The organism is Dyella sp. CR10, from assembly GCF_055814425.1.
Genome location: NZ_CP185986.1, coordinates 1,484,451 through 1,506,468 on the forward strand (window position 1 = coordinate 1,484,451; position 22,018 = coordinate 1,506,468).

Annotated in this window: 36 protein-coding genes and 3 tRNA genes; 22 read left to right on the forward strand and 17 right to left on the reverse strand. The window is 62.0% G+C overall.

Going from position 1 to position 22,018, the window contains the following annotated elements; all coding sequences use genetic code 11:
- Positions 1 to 54: 54 nt before the first annotated feature.
- The 4 genes from pgsA to ACNR9O_RS06865 all read left to right on the forward strand — a co-directional run bounded on the left by pgsA (position 55) and on the right by ACNR9O_RS06865 (position 1,182).
- Positions 55 to 663, forward strand: coding sequence for a CDP-diacylglycerol--glycerol-3-phosphate 3-phosphatidyltransferase (gene pgsA / locus ACNR9O_RS06850; protein WP_473700757.1), 609 nt, complete (start codon positions 55 to 57; stop codon positions 661 to 663).
- Between the two features lie 57 nt (positions 664 to 720).
- A tRNA-Gly gene (locus ACNR9O_RS06855) sits at positions 721 to 796 on the forward strand.
- A gap of 156 nt (positions 797 to 952) precedes the next feature.
- Positions 953 to 1,028, forward strand: a tRNA-Gly gene (locus ACNR9O_RS06860).
- 80 nt (positions 1,029 to 1,108) lie between these two features.
- Positions 1,109 to 1,182 (forward strand) — tRNA-Cys (locus tag ACNR9O_RS06865).
- 363 nt (positions 1,183 to 1,545) lie between these two features.
- On the opposite strand, the gene ACNR9O_RS06870 is transcribed toward ACNR9O_RS06865, so the two are convergent.
- The 3 genes from ACNR9O_RS06870 to ACNR9O_RS06880 are packed head-to-tail and all read right to left on the reverse strand — an operon-like array spanning position 1,546 to position 3,628.
- Entirely contained in the window at positions 1,546 to 2,703 is a 1,158-nt protein-coding gene (locus ACNR9O_RS06870) for a site-specific integrase (protein WP_473681994.1), read from the reverse strand.
- On the reverse strand, positions 2,700 to 2,918 hold the full coding sequence (locus ACNR9O_RS06875; protein WP_473681993.1) for a hypothetical protein: 219 nt from the start codon (positions 2,916 to 2,918) through the stop codon (positions 2,700 to 2,702). Before ACNR9O_RS06875 ends, ACNR9O_RS06870 begins: the two co-directional genes overlap by 4 nt.
- The gene (locus tag ACNR9O_RS06880) at positions 2,915 to 3,628 is read right to left on the reverse strand and encodes a hypothetical protein (RefSeq protein ID WP_473681992.1); all 714 of its coding nucleotides are present in this window, start codon (positions 3,626 to 3,628) and stop codon (positions 2,915 to 2,917) included. The genes ACNR9O_RS06875 and ACNR9O_RS06880 overlap by 4 nt, the downstream gene beginning before the upstream one ends.
- Here ACNR9O_RS06880 and ACNR9O_RS06885 point away from each other — a divergent pair.
- Positions 3,627 to 3,911 (forward strand): hypothetical protein, encoded by a 285-nt coding sequence (locus ACNR9O_RS06885; protein ID WP_473681991.1) that lies wholly within the window; start codon positions 3,627 to 3,629, stop codon positions 3,909 to 3,911. The genes ACNR9O_RS06880 and ACNR9O_RS06885 overlap by 2 nt on opposite strands.
- A 70-nt stretch (positions 3,912 to 3,981) precedes the next feature.
- Positions 3,982 to 4,659, forward strand: a complete 678-nt coding sequence (locus tag ACNR9O_RS06890; protein ID WP_473681990.1) for a hypothetical protein — start codon at positions 3,982 to 3,984, stop codon at positions 4,657 to 4,659.
- An 8-nt stretch (positions 4,660 to 4,667) separates the two neighbouring features.
- Here the strand turns inward: ACNR9O_RS06890 and ACNR9O_RS06895 are convergent, their stop codons facing one another.
- The 14 genes from ACNR9O_RS06895 to ACNR9O_RS06960 all read right to left on the reverse strand — a co-directional run bounded on the left by ACNR9O_RS06895 (position 4,668) and on the right by ACNR9O_RS06960 (position 10,498).
- On the reverse strand, positions 4,668 to 4,934 hold the full coding sequence (locus ACNR9O_RS06895) for a hypothetical protein (RefSeq protein WP_473681989.1): 267 nt from the start codon (positions 4,932 to 4,934) through the stop codon (positions 4,668 to 4,670).
- Positions 4,927 to 5,559 carry a hypothetical protein gene (locus ACNR9O_RS06900; protein ID WP_473681988.1) on the reverse strand — a complete coding sequence of 211 codons (633 nt, stop codon included), beginning with the start codon at positions 5,557 to 5,559 and terminating at the stop codon, positions 4,927 to 4,929. The genes ACNR9O_RS06895 and ACNR9O_RS06900 overlap by 8 nt, the downstream gene beginning before the upstream one ends.
- Entirely contained in the window at positions 5,556 to 5,912 is a 357-nt protein-coding gene (locus ACNR9O_RS06905; RefSeq protein ID WP_473700715.1) for a hypothetical protein, read from the reverse strand. The genes ACNR9O_RS06900 and ACNR9O_RS06905 overlap by 4 nt, the downstream gene beginning before the upstream one ends.
- Positions 5,913 to 6,007: 95 nt before the next feature.
- Positions 6,008 to 6,331 carry a hypothetical protein gene (locus ACNR9O_RS06910; protein WP_473700716.1) on the reverse strand — a complete coding sequence of 108 codons (324 nt, stop codon included), beginning with the start codon at positions 6,329 to 6,331 and terminating at the stop codon, positions 6,008 to 6,010.
- Between the two features lies 1 nt (position 6,332).
- Entirely contained in the window at positions 6,333 to 7,091 is a 759-nt protein-coding gene (locus tag ACNR9O_RS06915; RefSeq protein WP_473681986.1) for a hypothetical protein, read from the reverse strand.
- Positions 7,075 to 7,485, reverse strand: a complete 411-nt coding sequence (locus tag ACNR9O_RS06920) for a hypothetical protein (RefSeq protein ID WP_473681985.1) — start codon at positions 7,483 to 7,485, stop codon at positions 7,075 to 7,077. Before ACNR9O_RS06920 ends, ACNR9O_RS06915 begins: the two co-directional genes overlap by 17 nt.
- Complete coding sequence (locus ACNR9O_RS06925) at positions 7,478 to 7,765, reverse strand: hypothetical protein (RefSeq protein WP_473681984.1); 288 nt, start codon at positions 7,763 to 7,765, stop codon at positions 7,478 to 7,480. Before ACNR9O_RS06925 ends, ACNR9O_RS06920 begins: the two co-directional genes overlap by 8 nt.
- A gap of 29 nt (positions 7,766 to 7,794) precedes the next feature.
- On the reverse strand, positions 7,795 to 8,529 hold the full coding sequence (locus ACNR9O_RS06930; protein WP_473681983.1) for an SGNH/GDSL hydrolase family protein: 735 nt from the start codon (positions 8,527 to 8,529) through the stop codon (positions 7,795 to 7,797).
- 56 nt (positions 8,530 to 8,585) lie between these two features.
- On the reverse strand, positions 8,586 to 8,840 hold the full coding sequence (locus ACNR9O_RS06935; protein ID WP_473681982.1) for a hypothetical protein: 255 nt from the start codon (positions 8,838 to 8,840) through the stop codon (positions 8,586 to 8,588).
- On the reverse strand, positions 8,837 to 9,067 hold the full coding sequence (locus ACNR9O_RS06940) for a hypothetical protein (RefSeq protein WP_473681981.1): 231 nt from the start codon (positions 9,065 to 9,067) through the stop codon (positions 8,837 to 8,839). Before ACNR9O_RS06940 ends, ACNR9O_RS06935 begins: the two co-directional genes overlap by 4 nt.
- A 2-nt stretch (positions 9,068 to 9,069) precedes the next feature.
- On the reverse strand, positions 9,070 to 9,291 hold the full coding sequence (locus tag ACNR9O_RS06945) for a hypothetical protein (RefSeq protein WP_473681980.1): 222 nt from the start codon (positions 9,289 to 9,291) through the stop codon (positions 9,070 to 9,072).
- A gap of 9 nt (positions 9,292 to 9,300) precedes the next feature.
- Positions 9,301 to 10,011 carry a hypothetical protein gene (locus tag ACNR9O_RS06950; protein ID WP_473681979.1) on the reverse strand — a complete coding sequence of 237 codons (711 nt, stop codon included), beginning with the start codon at positions 10,009 to 10,011 and terminating at the stop codon, positions 9,301 to 9,303.
- A 56-nt stretch (positions 10,012 to 10,067) separates the two neighbouring features.
- Positions 10,068 to 10,370 (reverse strand): hypothetical protein, encoded by a 303-nt coding sequence (locus ACNR9O_RS06955; RefSeq protein ID WP_473681978.1) that lies wholly within the window; start codon positions 10,368 to 10,370, stop codon positions 10,068 to 10,070.
- The gene (locus ACNR9O_RS06960) at positions 10,370 to 10,498 is read right to left on the reverse strand and encodes a hypothetical protein (RefSeq protein WP_473681977.1); all 129 of its coding nucleotides are present in this window, start codon (positions 10,496 to 10,498) and stop codon (positions 10,370 to 10,372) included. The genes ACNR9O_RS06955 and ACNR9O_RS06960 overlap by 1 nt, the downstream gene beginning before the upstream one ends.
- 203 nt (positions 10,499 to 10,701) lie before the next feature.
- Between ACNR9O_RS06960 and ACNR9O_RS06965 the strand changes: the two genes are divergently transcribed.
- From ACNR9O_RS06965 to ACNR9O_RS07040, 16 genes are all read left to right on the forward strand, one after another.
- Entirely contained in the window at positions 10,702 to 11,598 is an 897-nt protein-coding gene (locus ACNR9O_RS06965) for a terminase TerL endonuclease subunit (RefSeq protein ID WP_473700758.1), read from the forward strand.
- Entirely contained in the window at positions 11,595 to 11,792 is a 198-nt protein-coding gene (locus tag ACNR9O_RS06970) for a hypothetical protein (protein WP_473681976.1), read from the forward strand. Before ACNR9O_RS06965 ends, ACNR9O_RS06970 begins: the two co-directional genes overlap by 4 nt.
- Positions 11,785 to 11,919, forward strand: coding sequence for a hypothetical protein (locus ACNR9O_RS06975; RefSeq protein WP_473681975.1), 135 nt, complete (start codon positions 11,785 to 11,787; stop codon positions 11,917 to 11,919). The genes ACNR9O_RS06970 and ACNR9O_RS06975 overlap by 8 nt, the downstream gene beginning before the upstream one ends.
- Before the next feature lie 75 nt (positions 11,920 to 11,994).
- Complete coding sequence (locus ACNR9O_RS06980; protein ID WP_473681974.1) at positions 11,995 to 12,375, forward strand: hypothetical protein; 381 nt, start codon at positions 11,995 to 11,997, stop codon at positions 12,373 to 12,375.
- Positions 12,375 to 12,911 carry a DUF1833 family protein gene (locus ACNR9O_RS06985; RefSeq protein ID WP_473681973.1) on the forward strand — a complete coding sequence of 179 codons (537 nt, stop codon included), beginning with the start codon at positions 12,375 to 12,377 and terminating at the stop codon, positions 12,909 to 12,911. Before ACNR9O_RS06980 ends, ACNR9O_RS06985 begins: the two co-directional genes overlap by 1 nt.
- On the forward strand, positions 12,908 to 13,297 hold the full coding sequence (locus tag ACNR9O_RS06990; RefSeq protein ID WP_473681972.1) for an NlpC/P60 family protein: 390 nt from the start codon (positions 12,908 to 12,910) through the stop codon (positions 13,295 to 13,297). Before ACNR9O_RS06985 ends, ACNR9O_RS06990 begins: the two co-directional genes overlap by 4 nt.
- Before the next feature lie 36 nt (positions 13,298 to 13,333).
- Positions 13,334 to 13,711 (forward strand): hypothetical protein, encoded by a 378-nt coding sequence (locus ACNR9O_RS06995; protein WP_473681971.1) that lies wholly within the window; start codon positions 13,334 to 13,336, stop codon positions 13,709 to 13,711.
- A 62-nt stretch (positions 13,712 to 13,773) separates the two neighbouring features.
- Positions 13,774 to 17,457 carry a host specificity factor TipJ family phage tail protein gene (locus ACNR9O_RS07000; protein WP_473681970.1) on the forward strand — a complete coding sequence of 1,228 codons (3,684 nt, stop codon included), beginning with the start codon at positions 13,774 to 13,776 and terminating at the stop codon, positions 17,455 to 17,457.
- Positions 17,457 to 17,774, forward strand: a complete 318-nt coding sequence (locus tag ACNR9O_RS07005; RefSeq protein WP_473681969.1) for a hypothetical protein — start codon at positions 17,457 to 17,459, stop codon at positions 17,772 to 17,774. Before ACNR9O_RS07000 ends, ACNR9O_RS07005 begins: the two co-directional genes overlap by 1 nt.
- Positions 17,771 to 18,388, forward strand: a complete 618-nt coding sequence (locus ACNR9O_RS07010) for a hypothetical protein (protein ID WP_473681968.1) — start codon at positions 17,771 to 17,773, stop codon at positions 18,386 to 18,388. Before ACNR9O_RS07005 ends, ACNR9O_RS07010 begins: the two co-directional genes overlap by 4 nt.
- A gap of 24 nt (positions 18,389 to 18,412) precedes the next feature.
- Complete coding sequence (locus ACNR9O_RS07015) at positions 18,413 to 18,913, forward strand: hypothetical protein (protein ID WP_473681967.1); 501 nt, start codon at positions 18,413 to 18,415, stop codon at positions 18,911 to 18,913.
- 2 nt (positions 18,914 to 18,915) lie between these two features.
- Positions 18,916 to 19,326, forward strand: a complete 411-nt coding sequence (locus ACNR9O_RS07020) for a hypothetical protein (RefSeq protein WP_473681966.1) — start codon at positions 18,916 to 18,918, stop codon at positions 19,324 to 19,326.
- Positions 19,327 to 19,552: 226 nt separating this feature from the next.
- The gene (locus ACNR9O_RS07025) at positions 19,553 to 19,741 is read left to right on the forward strand and encodes a hypothetical protein (protein ID WP_473681965.1); all 189 of its coding nucleotides are present in this window, start codon (positions 19,553 to 19,555) and stop codon (positions 19,739 to 19,741) included.
- Complete coding sequence (locus ACNR9O_RS07030; RefSeq protein ID WP_473681964.1) at positions 19,704 to 20,552, forward strand: hypothetical protein; 849 nt, start codon at positions 19,704 to 19,706, stop codon at positions 20,550 to 20,552. The genes ACNR9O_RS07025 and ACNR9O_RS07030 overlap by 38 nt, the downstream gene beginning before the upstream one ends.
- 65 nt (positions 20,553 to 20,617) lie before the next feature.
- Entirely contained in the window at positions 20,618 to 20,893 is a 276-nt protein-coding gene (locus ACNR9O_RS07035) for a hypothetical protein (RefSeq protein ID WP_473681963.1), read from the forward strand.
- Between the two features lie 45 nt (positions 20,894 to 20,938).
- Positions 20,939 to 21,871: an SOS response-associated peptidase family protein gene (locus ACNR9O_RS07040; RefSeq protein ID WP_473681962.1), complete on the forward strand. Its 933-nt coding sequence runs from the start codon at positions 20,939 to 20,941 to the stop codon at positions 21,869 to 21,871.
- Positions 21,872 to 22,018 lie beyond the last annotated feature (147 nt).

The window sequence follows — 22,018 nt, forward strand, 5'->3', positions numbered from 1 at the left end:
GCTTCCGTTGAACCCGGCGCGTGCGACACTGCGCCGATGACCGGCAAGGAACCTATGCGTATCAATCTGCCGACCTGGCTCACTTTGTTCCGCGTGGCGCTGCTGCCTGTGATGGTGGTCGTGTTCTACTGGCAATTCCCTGGGCACAACATCGCGGCGGCGATCGTGTTCGTCTTTGCGGCGATTACGGACTGGCTCGATGGTTATCTGGCGCGACGCCTGAACCTCACGTCGGCATTCGGTGCGTTTCTCGATCCGGTGGCCGACAAGCTGATGGTGGCGGTGACGCTTTTCCTCCTGGTGGAGTCGCACCGCGGCGGCTGGTCGGGGGTGCTGATGGCCGTAACCGCGGCGGTGATCGTCGGGCGTGAGATCAGCGTATCTGCGTTGCGCGAATGGATGGCGGAAATCGGCATGCGCGCCGCCGTGAAGGTGGCCTTCGTCGGCAAGCTCAAGACCGCCATGCAGATGGTCGCCCTGGTGGTGCTGATCGTGCAGCACGAGAAGAGCGCAGAGGCATTGCGCCTCTACCATATCGGCGAGGTCTTGCTCGTGGTGGCTGGCGTGTTGACGATCTGGTCGGGCCTTTATTACCTGCGCGCCGCCTGGCCGATGCTGCGCGGCGAACCGCCCCATCGAGACCCGGCCAAAGAGGACGCATGAGCTGCGTTACAGAGGCTTGACGATCCGGATTCAGCCATTACAATGCGCGACTCCGATGCGGGAATAGCTCAGTTGGTAGAGCACGACCTTGCCAAGGTCGGGGTCGCGAGTTCGAGTCTCGTTTCCCGCTCCAAAGTTTCAGAAAAGAAGCCCCGGTGATCCCGGGGCTTCTTTCGTTTGGGTGATCTGGCGGTGGGGAATCCTGGCAGGGCCAGCCGTGAAATGTGAAAAAATCCCTCCCTGGAGTCTTCACAAATGCTGATCTTCTGCTATGATTTCTGACTCCGATGCGGGAATAGCTCAGTTGGTAGAGCACGACCTTGCCAAGGTCGGGGTCGCGAGTTCGAGTCTCGTTTCCCGCTCCAGTTTTCAGCAAAACCTCGGATCTCCGGGGTTTTGTTTTATCGGCGAAGCGTGATCGTTCCGGTTACGATTCGTTCGCAATGGCCTGGTGGCAGAGTGGTCATGCAGCGGCCTGCAAAGCCGTGTACGCCGGTTCGATTCCGACCCAGGCCTCCATTGCGATGAAATTCCCAGCCCGCCTCGCGCGGGCTTTTTCGTGTTTGAGGCACTACGGCTGTCGACGCGCCGACACCATACCCCTCGCTGCCTCCGGTCTTTGCCTGACGCAGAAAGAGCGCAAGGCAGGTTCTCCCTGAAAAACACCAACCGAGGGGCCGCGCAGCGAATCGCTACCGGCCCGTGAAGAAGCATGTCTGCAGGAAGACTGGTGCCCGGAGCGGGGATCGAACCCGCATAGCCTTTCGGCTGAGGGATTTTAAGTTTCACATCCCTTGCTTCAATATCAAGCACTTGCGGCATTTCTATTTACACGGCTGGCCGGCATAAGTTGCTGATTCTTCGTATGCGGCATGCCCATTTTTACACGCGTTTTGGGCGTGATTCCGGGGTCGGGACGACCGGCAGTTCCTTGTCGTAGACATCCATCATCCGCTCGGATTTGTGGCCGCTGGCGTGCTGTTTGTCGTGGCGCGTCCCGGGCGTGTCGGTGATGCCCTTACGCTTGTTGTCGTGCGTGCCGAAGCGCTGGTCTTCATGGATCACACCGGCCTCGACGGCGGCCGTCACCAGAGCCTGCCAGCGGCTATGGAAACTGCTCTTGGCCATGGGTGTGCCGGTCTGGGTGACAAACAGGACGCGCTTAGCCGGATCGATCTGCTCGGGCAGCGCGTGGCGCCGCATGATGTCCTGCCGGCGGGCGACCGCGGCGTCCCAAGCGGCGCGCAGGCGTGGCGTCCACGCAACGATGTTGTCGCGGCTCCCTTTGCGCCGATTCGTGCGCAGGCCTTCTGGTAATTCCGCATCCATGGCCAGGGTCACCACCTCGATGCTGCGCAGGCGGCATAGATACATGAGCTCTCCGCCGATCCACAGGTACGGCGCGAGGCTGCCCTTTCGGTGGGACGTGTAGCCCGCGCGCTCCTTGGCGAAGCCGATCAGGGCGTCCCAGGCATCGTCCGTCGGTGTGCGCTGGCGCTTGCGCTCGATCGCCTGCTTGACCCCCTTCACGGGGTTGGTGGGCACCTTGCCGTACCGAACGCCCCAGGAGTACACCAGCCGGACCAGGCGCATGAAATGGTTGGCCTTGGTGGGCGTGCCTTCCTCGTGGGCGATGCGCGCCACGAGCCCCTGGAAGAGGTCGGTCGACAGCTTCGCCGCGGGCAGCTTGCCTAGCGGGCCGGCCTTCGTCTTCTGCGCGGACGCCACGGCGATGTACTGCCGATATTTCTTCTGGGTGTCGTCCGTCAGGGCGGCGAACTCCATGCCCTTGGTGTACTCGTTCATGAGCCAATCGAGCGTGCTGGTGTCGACGCCGCGCACGGCGTCCATGGCTGCATGGATGTCGGCAAGCCGAGCCTTGTCATCGGCCAGCTTCACGCGGCGGGACTTAACCCCGTCCGTCGTGATCGTGTACCAGTTCGCGTCTCGCCGGTTCCAGTAGACGCCTGCGGGGATCTCGTCCTGCTTGACATGGGCCGGAATGGTCGGGTCATAGACCCGTTTCCGGCCGCGCCTCACAAGATCTCGGACCCGATCTTTTCGTTGTCCGGTTTGCCCGGGACCAGGCCCGCGGCCGCGTTTATCAGGTCGATGGTTGTCCATGGCTTGCCGCCCTTGCCTAGGAAATAGCGGATGTGCTGGTCGTCCAGCGCCCGGCGCAGGTCACCGACGCGATCATAGTCCGTGGCCGCCAGCAGCTGCTCGGTATCGATGATGCCGGGGTTGGCGCTCATGCCGCGCGCGCCTCCTGTTCGATCCGGCGAAACTCCACCACCCACACCCAGGGATTGGCGTCCCAGCTGCCGGAGCCGTTCATCTGCTCCCAGAGCAAAGAGAACTTCGTGCGCACCAGGGCCACTTCTTCGCTGGCCCAGCCGGTGTGCTCCGGGTTGATGCCCTCGGCTATCGCGTCCTCTTCGCTGATGTCCTGCAACCGCTCCACGCGCACGCCGGTCACCTCCAGGGTGATGCGGCTGGCCCAGCGGGGCATGTGGATGCTCGGTCGCCTTTTACCCGTTTTAGCGTGTCCGTCTGCCCAGTAGTGAACGGATCGCGTCGTCAGATCAGCAGGACGAACCGCATCGAACGCGGCATGCGTCGACCACGTCTCGCGCACCCACAGTCGGTTTCCTTCCCGCAAGAGGTCATTCTTCGCGGCGCCATAGGGGCACGCCAGCCCACTTTCTGCGGCGTACACGTCGCATGTGAAGCCGTCGCTGTCGCCGCCAGGCCACAGGATGTCCTCGACCGTTTCGGCTTCCTCACGGTCGTAGGCTTCAAGAAATGCGTCACGATCCGGGAAGCGACCCCAAAAGTGCCGTGGGTAAGCAGCACCGGAGTAGGTTCCGATGGCGCCCCTGTAGAACGGTGTGTCTGCCGGCGGCTGTGGCTTCAGGATCCGACGCGTCACCGTCTTGCGGCCGTCGAGGATCGCGCGGACCATGGGCGCACTGAACAAGATGGGGGATTCACGCATGGCGGTTTTCAACGTTGGTGAGTTCATGGTTCACCCTGGCGTTACGGGGCAGGGCGACGCCTGGCGCGGGCACTTTTCCATCACGACGCCGGATGGCAGGGGTGGTACGCACCGGTTTGGAGTGACCAAAGTGGCGGGCGCCTTCGGAACTGAAGAGGGAGCCATGCAGGCGGCGCGTGACGCCGGCCGCCATATGGCTACGCAGCTCGACCAGCAGGGGCGTATCGATCCGCTCAACGACAACGACTGACATAACGCCGCCTCCCGGACGCTTTGGGTGGGGGTACATGTGGCCATTCATTAGGAAGGGGGATTCACGCATGAGTGGTGCTCTCTCGGTGCTGAAACCGCTTGGTCACTCGTGGCCGTGGGATATCGGCCATTGGTGGATGACGCTCACCGCTGCCGACCAGGGAGCGTGGGTCTCTGGACTCGGGGCATTTGCTGCGGCCTTCGTTGCTCTGCGAGTTGCGGGTCGAGAACGGCGCAACCGTAAGCGTGAAAAGGAAGAGCTGGCGCGCGTCGCTACCGCGTTCGTCTATATGGATATGCAGCAGATCTCGGTGTTTGGATGCCAGCTCCACGGACTGCTTCTCAAGCTTTCCGAGCACCCTGATGGAAGCGCGTTCACCGGGATACTTAACAATATCAATGGGTGCGCTGAACGGATAAGAATAATGAGCGAGCGCACGTCGCTTGATCGTATTAATGCCCTTCCCGAGGAAGTTGCCATAGCCGTCTGCCGAGCGGTTGGCGGCGTTCCGTTCGCGTGTGATGCGGTTGCTGTCACTGCGTTCAAGTTGGGTTCTATGACAAGCCGCTTGAGCGACGAGAGAGAAAATTTGGCTGACCACGCGCGCACATTGAGTAAGCCGCTGCGTGGTCTCATTCCCTACTTTGAATGGTTTGGTAGAGCGTTTCCCGAAGACAAGCGAGATAGTGCCGATGCCTCGATCGAGGCTATTGTTAAGGAGCTTTCCGTCCATAAGCAGAGTTGATGCACCCATCACGCCTCACCCCGCTCGCCGTCATCATCGTTGGCAGTCGCCAGTTGGCGGACCTTGTCGATGACGTCTTCGATCTCAAAACCATCGCGGCCATTGAACCCGAGGGCATAGGCGATGCGCCGCATGCCTGTCTCCCATCGGTCTTTGCGAACGATCTCGCCGTCGTCACGCCACTCGTAGTCTTCGAGCTTGGCGCCACGAAACTCGGGCATGCGAAAGTCGTCTTCGCTCAACGGAAGGCCTGTGTCGGGATGACGATCACCCATTCCCCACCTCCCGCCCTTCGGCCATGGCTTGGTCGATGGCTTTATCGAACTCGGCAGTGTCGAACAACTCCTTGAGCTGTTCGAGTATTTCGTTTCCGGTGAGATCACGCAGCCACCGGTAACGCTCTGCATCCCTCACATCCTCCGCCGCGGCGCGTGGTGAGGTGTCGACAATAGACAGCGATGCGACGAAATTGATGATTCCGGGCAATGCGGCGTTTATGTGTTTAGCCACTACGACGAGCGGGAAGCGCGCGGCTAGTTCGTCCACTACGCGAGAGGGATCGGCGCAGTGCGCGTTGACAGCCGACTTGGCCGCCTCATCCCATCGTTCGCGCGGAGGTTTACCTTCCGCCTTTCGCCACGCGTTGAAGGCTATATCACCAATCGTCAGTTCGCTTAATGATCGATCAGTGTCGCTAAACGCCACCGCCTCCCCACCTTTGGCCTCATTGGCGCGGGTGTTCCAGGCGGCTTGCCAGCCTTCCCACATGTCTTGCACGTATTCTGCCGTGTAAGAGAGTTTTGCGGCGCTCCATTCGGCACTGTGTGCGTGTCCGTTAATATCGCACCACGCCTCGAACACCTCCCGGCACTCCCTCAGCTCGTCGTTGTTGGCGGTCACGCGGCATCCTCCTGTTCGGTAACCTGGCGCTCTTCGCAAAAGATGCCGCAGTCGAAATCTAGGTTCTTCATGGGGCGTCCAACGTCGGTGACCTTCAGCTGATCGAGGAAAATGCGCTCGCCACGCACGCGAACCAACTTGGCCCCGATCTCGCGCGATTGAACGGTGCGCTCTTCGAAGACATTTGGATGGCATTTGCGGACATGGTTCCAGTACGTGGGCGATGTCGCCTTTACGCACCCGATGCAATTTGCATTGGGGTAACCCATGCCATAGACCCTTGGTGGCGAAATGCCGTCCCTAAGCAGCCGCTGGTAGCAATTGCCCTTCGTCAGGCCGGCATCGATCAGCACCGGGCTTACGTTATCGCGCTCTGTAAGGACGAACCTGGCGTGCCTACCGCGCTCTTCGGCCGTGAAGCCAAGCACATGGAAGTCCGGCTTGTTTATCAGCTCCCACTGTTGCCTGGCGTGCTTCTTAAGGAACTTAGTGCAGGTGCGCCCTCCGGGCCGGACATGAACTTCTCGTGCCGCCACACCTCGGCCGCCGATGCATTTGGAAACTTCGAGTTGACCGCCGTTTCAATGGTCACGCCGAGCCAGTCCTGCACGTCCCTGGCGAATCGTCGGTTGTCTTCGTCTTCTTCAGCCACGGGGTTGTTTACGATGCGAACATCGTGCGTGTCGCCGAATCGCTCAAGCGTCAGCTTGGCGGCAACAGCACTGGCCGCTCCACAGGAAAACCAAACCGCAATCATCGGCCTGGCGCCCATCTCAACCCTCCTTCCCGGCGAGCGTCGGGGCGGCGAGCAGTGCATCCAGCGTGGCGAGTGCATTGGTGAACTTGGCTCGCTCGTTGCCTACAGGCGCGCGGCAATCGCGCTCAGCATCGACGATATCGCGCGCGAACTGGATGGATGTACGCCAAGTGCGCGGCAAGCCATCCACCACCCGCGCACCTTCGGGAGGCTGAGGGGCGGCGGTGAGCGCTTTCAGATCCGACAGGCGAATTTCTGCGGCGTACTCGGTGCCCGTATGAATCGCATAGATGACATCCGGATCACTGCCACGCAACGGTTTCGCCTCGATCATGGCGACAAAACGGCTAAGACCATCCGGCACGGCCGCGCGCTCGGCGGGGTGCGTGTAGAGCGTTCGGTGCTGCCAACCCGCATATGTCCCGTTGTTGTAAAAACGCTCGGACACTTCCTGCCATTGACATTCATCGGTCTGGCGCATTTGATAGACCGCCTCACCCTGCACGCCCTGCGATAGACGGGCGGCGAAGGATTCTAGGGCGGTTCGCATGATGGTGTTTACAAGTTCGTCGGTGTATCGACCAGGGAGATAATCGCGTACACAGTTTCCGCCTTCGACTTCCGCATTCAGCGCACGCTGAATATGGTTATCCGTCACCCGCACCTTTGCCTGCGCGGAGAGGTGGGCTTTGATGCACTTCCATGAATCGCTGAAGGCGATAGACGGCAATGTGCGTTCAATGTTCTTGATTGCGATATCAAGCGTCATTGCCATGTCCGGTCTCCTTGGTTTCGTTGGGAGTGGCGCGGGCGGCGTCGATGGCTTCATCCAACTCTTCACCGAAAAGAAGGCATGAACCATCGTCCTGATACATGCTGTAAGGAAGCTCCACTTGTGGAACTGGACGGGGAATATTTTGCGATTCATCCCGTAGCCACCGATAGCGCTCCGCATCAGCCCGATACGCCTCCACCTCCGCTTGCAGGCCAGCTACTTTTGCCTGTAATTCGGCGACATGATTCCAATAAGTGATGCAATCCGCTTGCATGCGCTGGCGGGCGGCGAGAAGGGATCGAAGCATCTCACTCGTATCGTTATGCCCTGTGTCCCAAACAATCTGCGCGCGGACAAGCACCTGCTCATCCGTGTAACTCGTGGGGTTATTCATGGGCGTGGCCTTGGGCTTTGGCTAGCGCTGTGCGCGTCAATAGCAATGCGCGTTCTCTTCGATCAGCCATGCCGGAAACTAGTCCGTCATTCCAATCGATCCATGAGCGCAACGCTTCCAGCAGATCAGGCGCGGCGGCGATGAGGCTGGCTGTGTCGAAGGCTTCGTAACAAGTATCAGGAGCTATCCACGCAACAACTCCACCATCTTCATTTGTGATGTATGGACACCCGTGCATATCCGAATAGAAATGCCACGGTCCTGGATTGAATTCGCTCATCTCAACCTCCTATAGGGTGGCGGGGCTGGTCAGGGCGCAACGCCAAGGACCTTGGCCACAAGCGGTCGCAAGACTGCGGCGGTGTTCGCTGCCTTGAAGGCGTAGCCCGCGTCTGTCGGATGCGTGTGGTCATCCGATAGCCATGCCGTGTCCCACTGCGGGAGGCGCTGATACGTATCGAATTGGTGAACGATTGGCGCGTTCATCTGTTGCGCAACCTGGCGCAACACGTAGACGTAGCTGTAGATGGACGGGTTGTACTGCGGCTTCCACGTCTGTCCCACGCCGAGAACCGGGTTCGGCTCCTGGAAGACGCAGATCTTTCCGTGGTCGCGAGCGATCTGGCACAGCTCAGCCATGTAGAACCAGTAGTCGTCGACGCCCTCGCGGATATAGCCAGGCTGTGGCGCGGCGTTGTAATAGAAATCGTTGAGCGCGAAGTTGAAGACGACGATATCGGCGGGGCTGGCAGCCATCTCCGCATCAAAGGCCTTGTGCCTTCCATCGGTGCCGTACAGCAGCTGGGACGCCTGGGTGCCACCGACGCCATGATTAAGGGCTACGACTCGGCCCGGCCCAAAGTACATCTGCAGCATCGACTGGACGACGGCCGGCTCATTGAGCGGCGTCTGCGCAGGTTGCCCGTTGTTTGTCTGGGCTCCATACGTTGTCGAGTCGCCGTAGAAGGCAATGGTCACGGACGTGTCCGCGTGCGCGACGACGCCGAAGGCGACGACAAGCAAGAACGTGAATATCTTGATCATGGTGACTGTCACCAAAGGTTGCGTTGAAGGTATGCCGCGCGCAGTGGCGCGACGTCTCAATCGGACGGGTGGGACTGTTCCTTGGCATCGGCCTTCCGGAGCAGGCGCCGGCGGCGCACCTCTGCCTCACCCTGTGCGTACGAGATGTCCCGCTGGGCGCGGGCGAGGGCGGCGGTGATCTTGGGCGGGCACCTGCCACCTGCGGCATGGTCGAGTGCTGCCTGCAGCTGGGCGGCGGCCTTGGTGCACGCGACGCTGGCTTGCGTGCAGTGCTCGGCGCGGCTGCGGATGGCTTGGGTTTCGACGCTCATGGGTTCCTCGCTTGGAAGGTGCGGCAGTAATGCAGCGCCATGGGGTAGGGGTACTGGCCGATCAGGCCGGCGTCGCACCTGCTGATGGCGGCCTCCGGATTGATCGGGTTCGGGATGAAGTGCCGGCAGTCCTCGCACCGCACCCGCAGCTCGGTGATGCGCGGGCGCGGCGCATCTGCCGGCCACGCGTACCAATCGCGCGGAAGGCTCTGGCGCGGGCCCGGCACGTTCAGTTCCTTTGCCGGCCGTCGGCCGGCGTGTTGTATCTGTTGGCGTTGGCGGGGAGATCGGGATACGAGCCCCATGCCTTGTGCATCTCGCGCCACGGCGTGTCCGTGTAGCCGACGGCACCTTTCGACGCGTACCGGCGCAGCGCGCCGTCCTGCCAGACCTCTCGGCGGCCGGTGAGCTGGTTGTCGAAGATCCCGTCGAAGAGGTCGGCCGTGGGCATGGCTGTAGCTCAGGCCGTGGCCGCTTGCGGCACGTCGGTGGCGACCTCGCTGGGCGCTTTCAGCGCGTCGGGAAAGGCGCGATCGAGCGTGTTCGCCATGCGCACGGGCATGATGAGGCCAAGGCCCTTGCCACCACCGCGCGGCTCGACCGTGAAGAGAGTCGCGTGGTGATCAGCGACATCGTCCAACCGGCGATAGAACTGGACGTAGCCGGGCAGGTCCAGCGCCTTGCGCATATACGCCGTGTTGAAGCCAGCGTGCAGACCCTTAGTCCACTGGCTCGGGTCGCCGATCAGCGGCGGAAAGTTCGGATAGACCGCATCGATAAGGCAGTTGCCCGGCTCGACGTACAGCGCCTCCATCGTTTCGCCGTTGACGATCATGGCGATGCCACCCTTGTCGTCGCGGGTCACCACCACCTTGTTGCCCTTCTTGAGGAAGAAGGCGGCGCGCTTGGACAGGCGCAGGATCAGCTTTTCGCTGACCATGCCGATGTCGTCCTCTTCCAGGTACAGCATGTGTCCGTCGGTTCCGACCACCAGCGGCGCGGCACCGGGGAAGAGTCCCAGCCCGTTGAGGTAGTAACGGACGTCTTCCTTCGCCGCGAAGGGATAGACGCGGCCGACAACCGCAGCGTTGAGGATGGCGATCGGTGCAGACGGCTGCTCAGCGGCGACGGCTTCGGTCTTCGGCCGGTGCTTGGTGCTGGTGCTCGACATCGGGACTCTCCTTGGAGCCTGCGCGGCCAATCGGCCGCAGTGATGGAACGAAGGGATCAGCGGCGCTTGTCGGCCGCCATCAGGAACTGGGGAACGGAGCGGCGGGGCAGGCGCGGCCGCGGCCACCAGATGCGCACGTTGCTGGCGCGGCGAACCTCGAACGATTCCAGAGCGGCGCGCGCGCGGGCGCCGCGGTCGTGGGAGACAGGCGGCTTGACCCACTGGCGCTGCTCGCCGGGCTGGTTGACGCCGCGCCGGCGCCAGATGCTCTCGTCGGCGTAATAGGCCAAGGCGCTCACCAGCTCTGCGTTGGCAGCCTCCAGCTCGCGGGTGCGCTTGCGGAAGAACAGGAAGAGCATCAGGCGTGGCCTCCCACGGTCATGCACAAGGCCAGGCCGAGGAACAGGGCTAGGTCCATCAGGGCGGCGACCTTGAGCAGGTCGAACCAATCGGCACGGGTGGCCGGGCGCAGCTCGCGCTCACTCATGGGTAGGCTCCAGGAAGAGAACGCCGGCCCCGGATGAAGCGGGGGCGTGCTCCACGGTCGTCGACAAAGGCAGCGACGCCGGGGCCGGCAGAACTGAAAGGGGACGGGATGCGCGGCGGACAACGAGCATCCGTTGCAGGGCGGCCATCTGCGCATCGACTGCGCGCTGTTCGGCGGCGGTCAGGCTGGCCAGCAAGGCCTATCTGGACCCGGCCAATTTCTACATCACGAACCCGAACCTCGGTCGGTCGGTTAATGCGGAATGGATCGAGGACCAACTGCGGAAGGTTCAGCGCAGCACGGATGGATCGCTGCAGAAGTTCCTTGCGAAGCACCTAAACGTGGAAATCGGCCTGGCGCTTCGCTCGGATCGGTGGGCCGGGGTGGACTTCTGGGAGGCGGCGAAAGACGCGACGCCCGTCAAGGGTTACCGCGAACTGGTCGCGCGATGCGACTGCATCACGGCGGGCATCGATGGTGGTGGTCTTGACGACCTTCTCGGCCTGGCGCTGCTTGGGCGAGAGCTTGGGACGCGCCGATGGCTACTGTGGGTACATGCGTGGGCGCACCAGATCGTCCTGGAACGTCGAAAGGAGATCGCCCCCAAGTTGCTGGACTTCCAGAAGGACGGTGACCTGACCGTGGTCGACTCGCCGGGCCAGGACGTCGAGGAACTGGCCAACATCCTGTGCGATGTGCGCGAAGCGGGGCTGCTGCCTGCCGAGAAGGCCATCGGCGTTGATCCGGCGGGCATCACGGACGTGATCGACGAGCTGACATCCCCTGAAAGGGGGTTCGAAATGCCTCAGATCGTGGCTGTTTCTCAGGGCTGGAAGCTTTGCGGAGCCATCAAGACGACAGAACGCAAGGTGGCCGGTGGTGAGCTGGTGCATGCGGCACAGCCGCTCATGGACTGGTGCGTCAGCAATGCGCGCATCGTCACCAGCGGCAATGCGATTTTGGTGACGAAGGCCATCTCTGGAACGGCGAAGATCGACCCGCTAATGGCTTGCTACAGCGCGGTAACCCTGATGGGTCTCAATCCCGAGGCCGCAAATGACGACTTTTCTGGCTTCCTGGCCAGTCCGGTGAAGGCATGAACCCATTTCCGTTGATCGGTGCGCTGCTGGTGCTCGCGGCGGCCTTGATCGTGGCTGGCGTAGCGCTGCTGGCTGGTCTGGCCTGGGCCCTGATTGCTGCCGGCGCGTGCTGCGCGCTGTTGGCTGTGAATTTGACTTGGAACCTGCTCCGTTTTGCGAGCGGCCGTTCCAGCGAGGGGATTGCTGATGCCTAAGCTGGCCGAGATGATGAAGAAATCGCGCGCCGGCGTGGATTTCTTCAATGGCATGTCGAATTTCTTCGGTTCGATGGCCGGTGGCTGGCATCTTCATCGACTCCATCTCGAAAAAGATCGCTGGTGATATCAGCCAGGGACGCGGCCCGGTCACGGGTGCAATCGCTGGTCGATTCGGACTCAACAAGGGAGCAAACAGCTAATGGCAGACCCGGTCTTCCCGGCTACGTTGCCAGCTTGCCGCGTAGGCGACGGCTATGGGTACAAGCCCGAGGATGCGTTCAGCCGTACGAACATGGACAGCGGCTACGCGCGGCAGCGCCGGCGCTTCACCAGCACGCCAACGGCGGTCACTGGCAAATGGCGTCTGACCACCGCACAGCTCGGCGATTTCGAGCGTTTCTGGAAGCGCGACATCATGGATGGCGCCGCGTGGTTCGTCGTACGCCTCACCAATGGCCGCGGGACGAATGCTGTTCGCGCCCGCTTCACTGAGGCTTACCAGGTCACCGGCACCGACAGCCCCGACGTGTTTGACGTGGCAGGCAAGCTCGAAACCTTCTCGCTGCCGGTGGCCCCCTGATGGCTACGTATTCCCAAGCGTTGAAGGAGGCGTATGCCTCGGCGCCGGTCGACCAGATCATCCTCGACACGCTGGAGATTCGGCACCCGGCCTTCGTCGACGAGAACGGCCAGCCGGCCGCCGGCCGCATCGTCCGCGGCTACGAAGATCTCTATGCTGTCCTCGAGCCGGACGCGCCGATGAACCCCGGGCAGCAGGTCCGGTTCCTGGCCATGGCGTTCGATATGCGTCTGCCTGGGTTCGAAGAGGGCAAGGTGCCGGAGCTAGTGATCACGCTGGACAACGTCGGCCGGGAGCTGATGGGCTGGCTGGAGGCCGCGGCGAGCGATCCGCACGTGATCGAGGTCACCTATCGCCCCTACCTGATCTCCGACCTGTCGCATCCGCAGATGGACCCGCCGATCACCATGCTGGCCACGGCCGTGAGCGTCGACGTGTTCCAGATTCAAATCACCGCGACGCTGGACGACGTGCAGAACTGGGCGTTCCCCCATCGCCTGTATCAGCCCGACGATTTCCCTGGGCTGATTCGATGACGCCAGAGCAGGTCGTGGGCCTGATCGGCAAGCGCTACGAGTTGGGCGCCGACGGCCCGGACAGCTACGACTGCCGAGGGCTGCTGCTGCACTGCCAGCGGCAGTTCTTCGGGCGTGAGTTGCCGGAGCTTCCCATGGGGGCAGCCATGCGTGACCTGTTCGAGGAACGGCTCGCGCGTGGAATTTGGGAGCCTGTGCCTGTACCGGAGCACGGCGATGCGGCCCTTCTGCGCGGCGGTGACCACCCGCATGTGGGCATCTATCTGGTCTGCGATGAACCGGGCGTGCTGCACGCGCTGGACGGCGTAGGCGTCGTCTGGTCGCCGCTCCCGACGCTGCGCTTGCTCGGTTTCTCTCGGGTCAACTACATCCGATTTCACGATTAGGCTACGCTCCGGCCATTGCCATGGGATGGGGGAGCTATGCGAAAGGAGCTGATTGTTTCATTGATGTGGTTCGCCGGTGCTGCTGCGGCTAGCGACGCGCCCAGAGCGCCGAGAGATGCGACGCCCGACGAGGTTTCGATTATTCGCACTGGAATGGAAGCGCAACTCAAGGACGCCGAGTCCGCAAAGTTCAAGGATGTGCGGATTCTCGATCCGGCGATTGGACACGTCGGTCTAACCGCGTGTGGTCTCATAAACGCCAAGAACAGCAATGGGGCCTATAGCGGGTACTCTGCTTTCCAGGCCATGATCATGACAGGCAACGGTGGCAAACCGTACGCGGTTCCTATCGCGATCGATGAAGAGCCAGGCGGAGTCGCGGCGATAGTTTGCAAGAAACAAGGCCTGCTTTAAGGCAGAAGGGCTCCCACTAAAACCCCGCTTCGGCGGGGTTTTTGCTTTTATCAAGGCGCTGCATGAATTCGACCATCGTTGAAATTACGGACTGGGCGCGCCCGCAGGTGGGGCGCAAGGTTCATCGCGTAAAAGGCCGGTCGCGAATCGACACGCAGCTGCGCAAGCAGGGGCTAATTGTGGGTCGCGGTCGCCGCATGCGCCGCACCAAGCCCTTCGTGGTCACTACCAATGGCAAGGACTTCCTGCTCGCCGCCGACTGGCGTCGATGCCTTCGCGATGGCGAAGTGCTGGTGGTCATCACTGCGCCCCCTGCGGGTGGCGGTGGTGGTTCGCGCATCCTCGCCGTCCTGGCCATCGTCGCCCTGTCGATCGTCACTGCCGGCGCCGCGGCGATGCTTGCCACGAGCCTGGGCACGGTTGCGGCCGCCACGGCAACGACACTGGGGTCGATCGTCTATGGCGTGACCGCCGCCGCGGTAACCATGGTGGGCAACATGTTGCTCAACGCCATCATGCCGCCGCCCAAGCCGCCAAGCGGCCAGAATCGAGGCAGCACGAGTCCCAACTACAGCATTGCCGCGCAAGGCAATTCGGCGCGCCTGCTCGAGGCGATCCCCGTGCTCTATGGTCGGTTCCGGCTGTACCCCGATTTCGCCGCGCAGCCGTACACGGACTATCAGAGCAACGAGCAGTATCTCTATCAGCTGTTCGTGATCTCGCAGGGCAAGCTGCAGATCGAACAGATCCGCATCGACGAAACTGACGTCACAAAGTTCTCGGACGTGCATTACGAGGTCATCCAGCCTGGCGGCCAGGTGACCCTGTTCCCGGACAACGTCGTCAGCTCCGAGGCCGTGGGCGGCATCCAGCTGAAGAAGCCGAGCGACGGCGGCGGGTGGTCGGGCCCGTTCGTGACCAATCCGCCCCAGACGCAGACCAACAAGATCGCGGTGGATGTGGCCTGGCCGGGCGGCCTGTATCGCTACAACGACAAGGGCAAGAAGCGTACGGCGAACAGCCATTGGGTTTTACAGGCGCAGCGTATCGACGACAGCGGTAACACGCTGGGCGACTGGTTCAACCTGATCGACCAGGACAAATGGGACCAGACCGAGAAGCCGGTCTATCTGTCCTACAACTTCAACGTCGAACCTGGCCGCTACCAGGTGCGGATGGGCCTCAATCAGCCGGCGGACCTGGACGGCCAGATTGTCGACCAGATGGTATGGCAGGGCCTCAAGGCCTTCCTGCCCAGCAAGGCGAGCTACGGCGATTGCACCCTGCTGGCGATGGTGATGAAGGCGGGCGCCCAGGTGAACGGCCAGACGGCCCGTAAGGTCAACGTCATCGGCACGCGCATCCTGCCGGTGTGGGATGGGAACCAGTGGACCGAGCAGGCGACGCGCAACCCCGCCTGGGCGATCGCTGACGCGTTCCGCAACACGACCTATGGGCGAGGCTGGCCAGACAAGCGCATCAACCTCACCGGCCTGCTGGCGCACGCTCAGACCTGGGCGCAGCGCGGAGACACCTATGACGGCGTCTTCGACACCAAGGTCACCCTTTGGGATGCGGTGACGCAGATTGCGCGCGTCGGTCGAGCGATGCCGATGTACTTCGCCGGCGTCGTGGAGGTGATCCGGGACGCGCCTCGGTCCGTGCCGACCATCATGGTCACGCCGGACAACATGGTGCAGGGAAGCCTAAAGATTGACTACAGCTACCCGACCTACGACACGCCCGACTATGTCGTCGTCGAATACACCAACGACAAGACCTGGCAGCCGGAGACGGTGCCTTGCGCGCTGACGGGGAGTGCCAAGCAGCAGCCCAAGAACGTGCAGCTCGTCGGAGTGACCACGCGGGACCAGGCGTTCCGCGAAGGGATGTACATGGCGGCGGCGAACCGCGATCAGCGCAAGTTCGTCACGCTGCAGGTGGAGATGGAGGGATACATCCCCCGGTACGGCGATCGCATCGACGTGAGCCACGACACGCCGGCCTGGGGCCTGACTGGCCGCATCCTGGGCTACGACGCGCCCACGGGCATCCTGACCACCAGCGAGCCGCTGGCGTGGTATGCGGGGCAGAACCACTATGTTGCGCTGCGCGCGCTTGATGGGTCGTCCCAGGGGCCGTACCGGGTGGTCCAGGGCGCGGATCTCAACCACATGGTGCTCACTGGGCTGACGGACGAGCAAAAGGCAGCCCTCTACATCTCGGACGGCAGCGAGGCCGAGCCGACGTTCTACGCGTTCGGCCCGGGCAGCCAGCAGGCGCAGTCCATCATCTTGCTGCGCGCGACCCCGCAGGGCGACGACAAAGTCGAGCTGTATGGGGTTAATTACGCGCCTTCGGTGCACCTCGCGGAGACCGATGGGTCGGTGCCGCCGCCTGGCTCACCTTCGTTGCTCACGCCTGCGAGCGGCGCGCCCGACGTCGGCAGCATCGGGGTAGGGCAGAACAGCGGCTCGCAGACCGTGCATCTGTACGTGGACCCGGTCGCCGGCGCCGTCGCCTACGAGTTCGAGGTCAGCTACGACGGCGGGGTGACGTGGGTACCGGTGGGCGTCAGCGTGACCAACTCCATCGATGCCGTCATTCAGCCTGGCACGTGGATCGTGCGTGCGCGCGCCGTCGGCGCGAGTGGCATTCCCGGCGGCTGGAATCAGAACCCGGTCACTGTGGATGGAAAGCCGTGGCCACTCGGCGCGCTGCAGTCATTCACGACAACTGCCCAGATCTTCGGCATCCGCTTGCTCTGGTCGTTTCCCAGTGGCTTCGGTGTCCTAGACGCCGGCGCCACGGAGATCCGCTATGCAGCCACGAACAACTTCGCCGCCTCGCAGCCGCTGACCATTGCCAGCTATCCCAGCAATGCCTATGCGATCCAGGGGCTTCCGGCCGGTGATCAGCTCTACTTCTGGGCGCGGCTGGTCAGCAAGAGCGACGGCGATCCTGGCCCGTGGTTCGGTCCTGTTGCTGGCCTTACGAGCTCCGATGCAGGTGCAATTCTCGGGTATTTGACGGGGCAGATCACAAAGACGCAGCTGGCTCAGGATCTTCTTGCCCCCATCAACGATATGACGCCAGACATGGCGGGCGAGGCCACCATATTCGCCGGCGACAACGCCCACTATTCGGGTGTGTGGTCGCAGCTCACCGCGCAGCAGCAGGGCGACATGGCGATCGCCAAGCGCGTCGACACCGTGCAGGCAACGGTAGATAGCACCACGGCGACCGTTCAACAGACCTCGCAGTCGCTGGTAAATCTCAGCGGAAAAGTGAGTGCAACGTGGACGATTCGCTGCCAGGTCACGGCTGATGGTCGCATCTATGGCGCCGGCATGGGCCTTGGTGTTGAGCAACAGGCGGATGGCAGCTACCAGTCGCAGGCGCTTTTTCAAGCCGACCGGTTTGCGGTCATCAACGTCGTTAATGGCGTCACGTCCGTTCCCTTCGTGATCCAGGGTGGGCAGGTCTACATCTCGCAGGCGTTGATCGGCGTGGGCTGGATTCAGAACGCGCACATTGCCGACGCCGCGATCACGAACGCGAAGATTGCCGGCGTGATTTCTTCCGCAGTCAACGATGCCACCGGAAATCCTCTCTGGTCGCTCGACAAGGGTGGTGGGATGACCTTGCGCGCAAGCTCTGGTGGTAATCGCGTGGAGATCGATGGCAATGGCGGGCGCGTGTACGACAGCAATGGCGTCCTGCGCGTGCGATGGGGGATGTGGTAATGCCATTCGGGTTCCAATGCTTCGACGGCAACGGCGCCACGAACTTCGACACCGCCACCATCCCGGGTCGCGTCGTCGGATGGCTGGACAATCAGGGGCAGCAAGGGCAGTTGAACGTTCCGGAATTCAGCCTTGGGCATCCCTTCTTCCTGATCTGCTCGGCAACCGTTCCTTTCGCTCAGCAGACCGAGAACGGGCAGTGGCGCTATCCACTTCAGGTGGACATCTCCGGCACGCTTCTCAAATGGACATATCGGTCTCCGACCGGCAATAGCTCCCTTGATAGGGCGGTCATCGCGTACGGGTACTACCCATGACAGCCGGCTTCGAAGTACGCGCGGACACTGGCAACGTTTCTGTCGACCACAGCTTTTTCAACTACGCGTTCATCGCCAAGTACAGCCTGGCTTTCAACAACCAGAACTTGGCGAGCATCACCTACAGCGGTGTTGCGCCGGTGGTCGCGATCTACTCCACAAACGGTCTTGTCGCCATCCGCAACATCGACAAGAACGCCAACGGTTCGCTGACGGCATGGTTCATCAGCGATGGAAATGCCAGTGCTGCTGAAGCTTACGTGTTCGATCGTGTGCCACAGCAGCAGTCCGCAAACTTCGGCTTTCAGACGTTCGATGCGAGCGGCGCATTGATCTTCGACTCGGGCAGGAAGTACCTGAACGTTGTCGCCTTCGCCTTCGCAAATCAGGGTGTATCTGGCCTTCCAAATGCGAAGTATGGCTTCTGCTACGGAAGCATCGGCGTCACCTTTGTCCAGGTAGCTGGCGGGTTCGCCCAGGCACAAATTCCGTGCTACCGATCCTCCTTGAACGGCATCGTCGCGCAGTCGATTCCGTACATGAATTTCCCCTCCACGTACTTGGGCATGCAGACCACGTCGACGATTTGCGTGGTCAACCTCAACGGGCTGTGAGGCTCGACTTTCCACGGTGAGAACATGGCACAGCAGCACATTAACCTCGGGACACCGCCGGCCGGAAGCGATGGCGACACGGTACGCATCGCGTTTACCAAGGCGGAGAGCAACTTCAATGAACTCTATCCTATCGCCACGTCTGCCCAGAGCGTGGCGAACGCGGCTGTCGCCTTGGATGGCAGCAAGACGATAACGGGAGGCCTGACTTTTCAGGGTTCGGGGAACGCGGTGCGCCGAGGCGTGTTACTGCACAATGCGAACTCCCAGGTTGATTACGGCTACAAGATGGCCCTGACCTGGTCGGGCAGTACTACCGAGCTTGGGTACGTGGCGCTTGTGCCAACTGGTGCCAATGGCTACGCCACTGACCTTCAGGTGACCTTGAAGTCTGCCGACTACTACAACGCACCAACTGTGCTGGCACTCCAGGTAACCCCCACGGCATTCAAGTACAACGGCAACGCGGTCTGGCATGCGGGCAACACCACCGTCGACGCCAACAACTTCATCAAGAAGGTATGACCATGGGCATCGTAACCGCAGCGTTTAATGTTAGGCCCGATGGTTCGATCGTCATGGACGGCGAGCACTCGCCAGGCGTGAGCGCCTACACCTTCGAGCAGGTGGCTATCGCCAGCACGCGCATTGATGTCGGGCACTACCAGATTTCCGGGCCCGGCATTGCGTTGCCCGATGGCTGGCGCTGCACCGTCTATCGCGACGAGAACGACGAGCCGACCGTGCGCGTGTCGCTGACGACCGGTGATGGCGTGATCGACGTGGTGACGACCGATCGAGCGACGGGCGCGGCCAAGGACATCGTCTATTTGCTGACGCTTCGAGTGGCCGTTACCTTTGAGCCGCCGGCCGATCCCGAGCCGCATCCGGCGGCGGAATCATCCGACAGCGCCAGCGCTCAAGACGTTGCGGCGTGAACCCGCGCGCTGCGTCGGCATTCGCCTACAGCATTGGCCCAGTCCCGGCGGCACACTGAGCCTGCCCCGCGAGTCCAGGCGGCGCCCATGGAAGGGTGCGTCAGCCGATGACCGGGGCGCCTTCTCCCATGGGATCTCTCAAACAACGTCTTAGCAATCAATATGATACGATTTTGCTCGCAGATAGGAGATGATCTCCGTGGGAACAGAATCGGGTTCATCGTTGATGAATGCCAAGCTCCAAAAACTATTTGAGGCGACGAAGCCCCTTATGGGGGAGAAAGAACGGCGCGTGTTTGGTAATTTCGCGCAGTCGCTGATCAAGGAAGAGCGGGCCTTCAACGAACAGGTCAAGCGAGTCCAGGAGACCATCGAGCGTGGAGCACGGCAAGGAAAAGGACGTTTCCGTCTTTGACTTTCTCTATGTAAACCGGGGAAGGCTTACTTCTCTGCTTTCGCAGCTGAGCGACGACGGTGTATCTACATCGATCAAGCGGGTTTCATCGCGCTCCGGAACTAGCACCGGCGGGATGAAGGTCAGCACGCTTGTTGCGTCAGGCGAAGGTTCGATTGTTGACCAAGCGACAGAAGCTCTTGAGCAGCAGTTTGATTCAAGCGGCCTCGTCGCAATCAACGCTTTGACGGTATTGGAAGAGTCAGGGCTGATGCATCGCGGATTGAGAGCTTCGCTAGGGCAGATTGTCCTATTCAGTGGCTCGATTCTTCTGCAGGACATCAGCACTGTAAAGCGCATATGGGCTCCGGTAATGCAGCTACTTGCATCCGAGGAGAAGGCTGCGAGGAAGAAGGGTGGCCACGTTGCGTCAGTGGGCCACAGCCAAGACACATTGCGTGCGGCTGGAGGCATCCTCAAGGAATTGCCCGATTACGTGCAAATATTGGTTTCGTCGGGCGACGATTTTGCGTGGGGCATCATAGGGAACGATGATCCAGCGTTCGATCCGGCAATGATCGGTCTAAAGCACGGTCCTATGGTTCAAGGCGAATGGCACGTGATCGGCATCCTCGATGCGCTTCCAGACGAGCCCGAAGAGCTGCCTACGGGTGCGGGCATCAGTATTCTTGGTAACTTGTCCGCCATCGTGCAGCAGTTGCGCGTCGTAATGGGCCGCCCCAATATTGCGTATGGTGTTACGCCACTGGCGATTTTCCGAGAGCATCCGCGGTCGACCCGTGATCCTGTGTCTGGCACTGCTTCGGATTGAATCGGCAGCCGATGACCGGGGCGCCCCTCTCGGGCTCTGAGACGGTGCCGGCGTAGCCTGGGCCGATGGCGCCTGAAGTCGAAATCGAGTGGGAAGCGGTCGGGTGCGGGCTGCAAGATACCGGCACCATCATTGGTCGGCTGATCCGCCCCGTTCGCACCGTCCAGTTTGTGAAGGTCGTGAAACGCCTCGATGGCGGATGGAGCCTGTGGTTCTGCCCCAAGGGCGTCAGCATCTACACGCCATACAGCATCCACCGCTACGGCTTCGACCGGGCCAAGCCCATGGCGGCCGCTAAGCGATGGGCGACATCCCACTGGCAGACGATTCCGCGGGGCTGATGCCGGGTGTAGCCTGATGGCTCCGCTCCTGCCTGCGCACGCCCCATGTGCTACTCAGCCCAGATCAAAGCCGACTACGGCAAGTTCGTCCGGGAGTTCGGCGCCGTCATCGACATCCACGAGTTCGTCCGACTCTTCTGGGAGAAGCGCGAGGACGGGGGCTGGACGAAGCTGCCCAAGGCCATGCGCGATTCCTTCCGGAAGCCCGCCGGCGAGGAAGGGTTCGAGCTGGCCAAGATCGTCGCCGAGGGAGACCGGGAGCTGGAGGCAAAGCTGGTGGCCGAGCTGGCCGCCCAACAGGAGCGCCTGGCCAAGGCCGAGGCGGTACTGGCCGGCCCGAAGCCGACCAAGAAGGCGCAGGAGGATCAGCGCATCGCCGGCAACAAGGTGAAGGCGGCCCAGCGCAACCTGGAAGACCTGCGGCGCACGGAGCCCGATCCGAAGGATTCCCGCATCTACCCGGGCAGCTATGCCCCGGTGCTGATCGCCGACGCCAAGACCGGCCAGCGCCGCGTTATCCCCATGCGCTACCAGTGCCGGCTGCCGGGCTGGACTGAGGTGATCGAGCGCAAGTACCCCGGGACGTACAACGCGCGCCGCGACAAGCTCGAGGAATCCTGGGGCAAGCTCTTCGGCTACCACCACGGCATCATGATCGTGACCAAGTTCTACGAGAACGTGGATCGCGACGGGAAGAACGCCGTCCTGGAGTTCACCCCGAACCCTCCACAGGAGATGCTGGTGGCTTGCCTGTGGTCGCACACGAAGGGGCCGGGCGGGGAGCTATGGTCCTTCGCGGCGATCACCGACGAGCCGCCGCCGGAAGTCCTGGCCGCAGGCCACGACCGCTGCATCATCCCCATCAAGGACGAGCACCTGGATGCCTGGCTTAACCCGGATCCGCGCGACCTCCAGGCGCTCTACGCCATCCTCGACGACAGGCCGCGGCCGTACTACGAGCATCGGCTGGCGGCCTAGTCCACTGACGCCACTTCCTTGTGGCTGGAAATCGTCAGTGGTGTTGCTCTGCTCAGATCATTCCTAAGAGTTTCAGCAGCTAGATGGCTTTATCCACCACGGTCAGCATGGCGGCAATCAGCTTTACTACGATCGCCGCCTACTTCA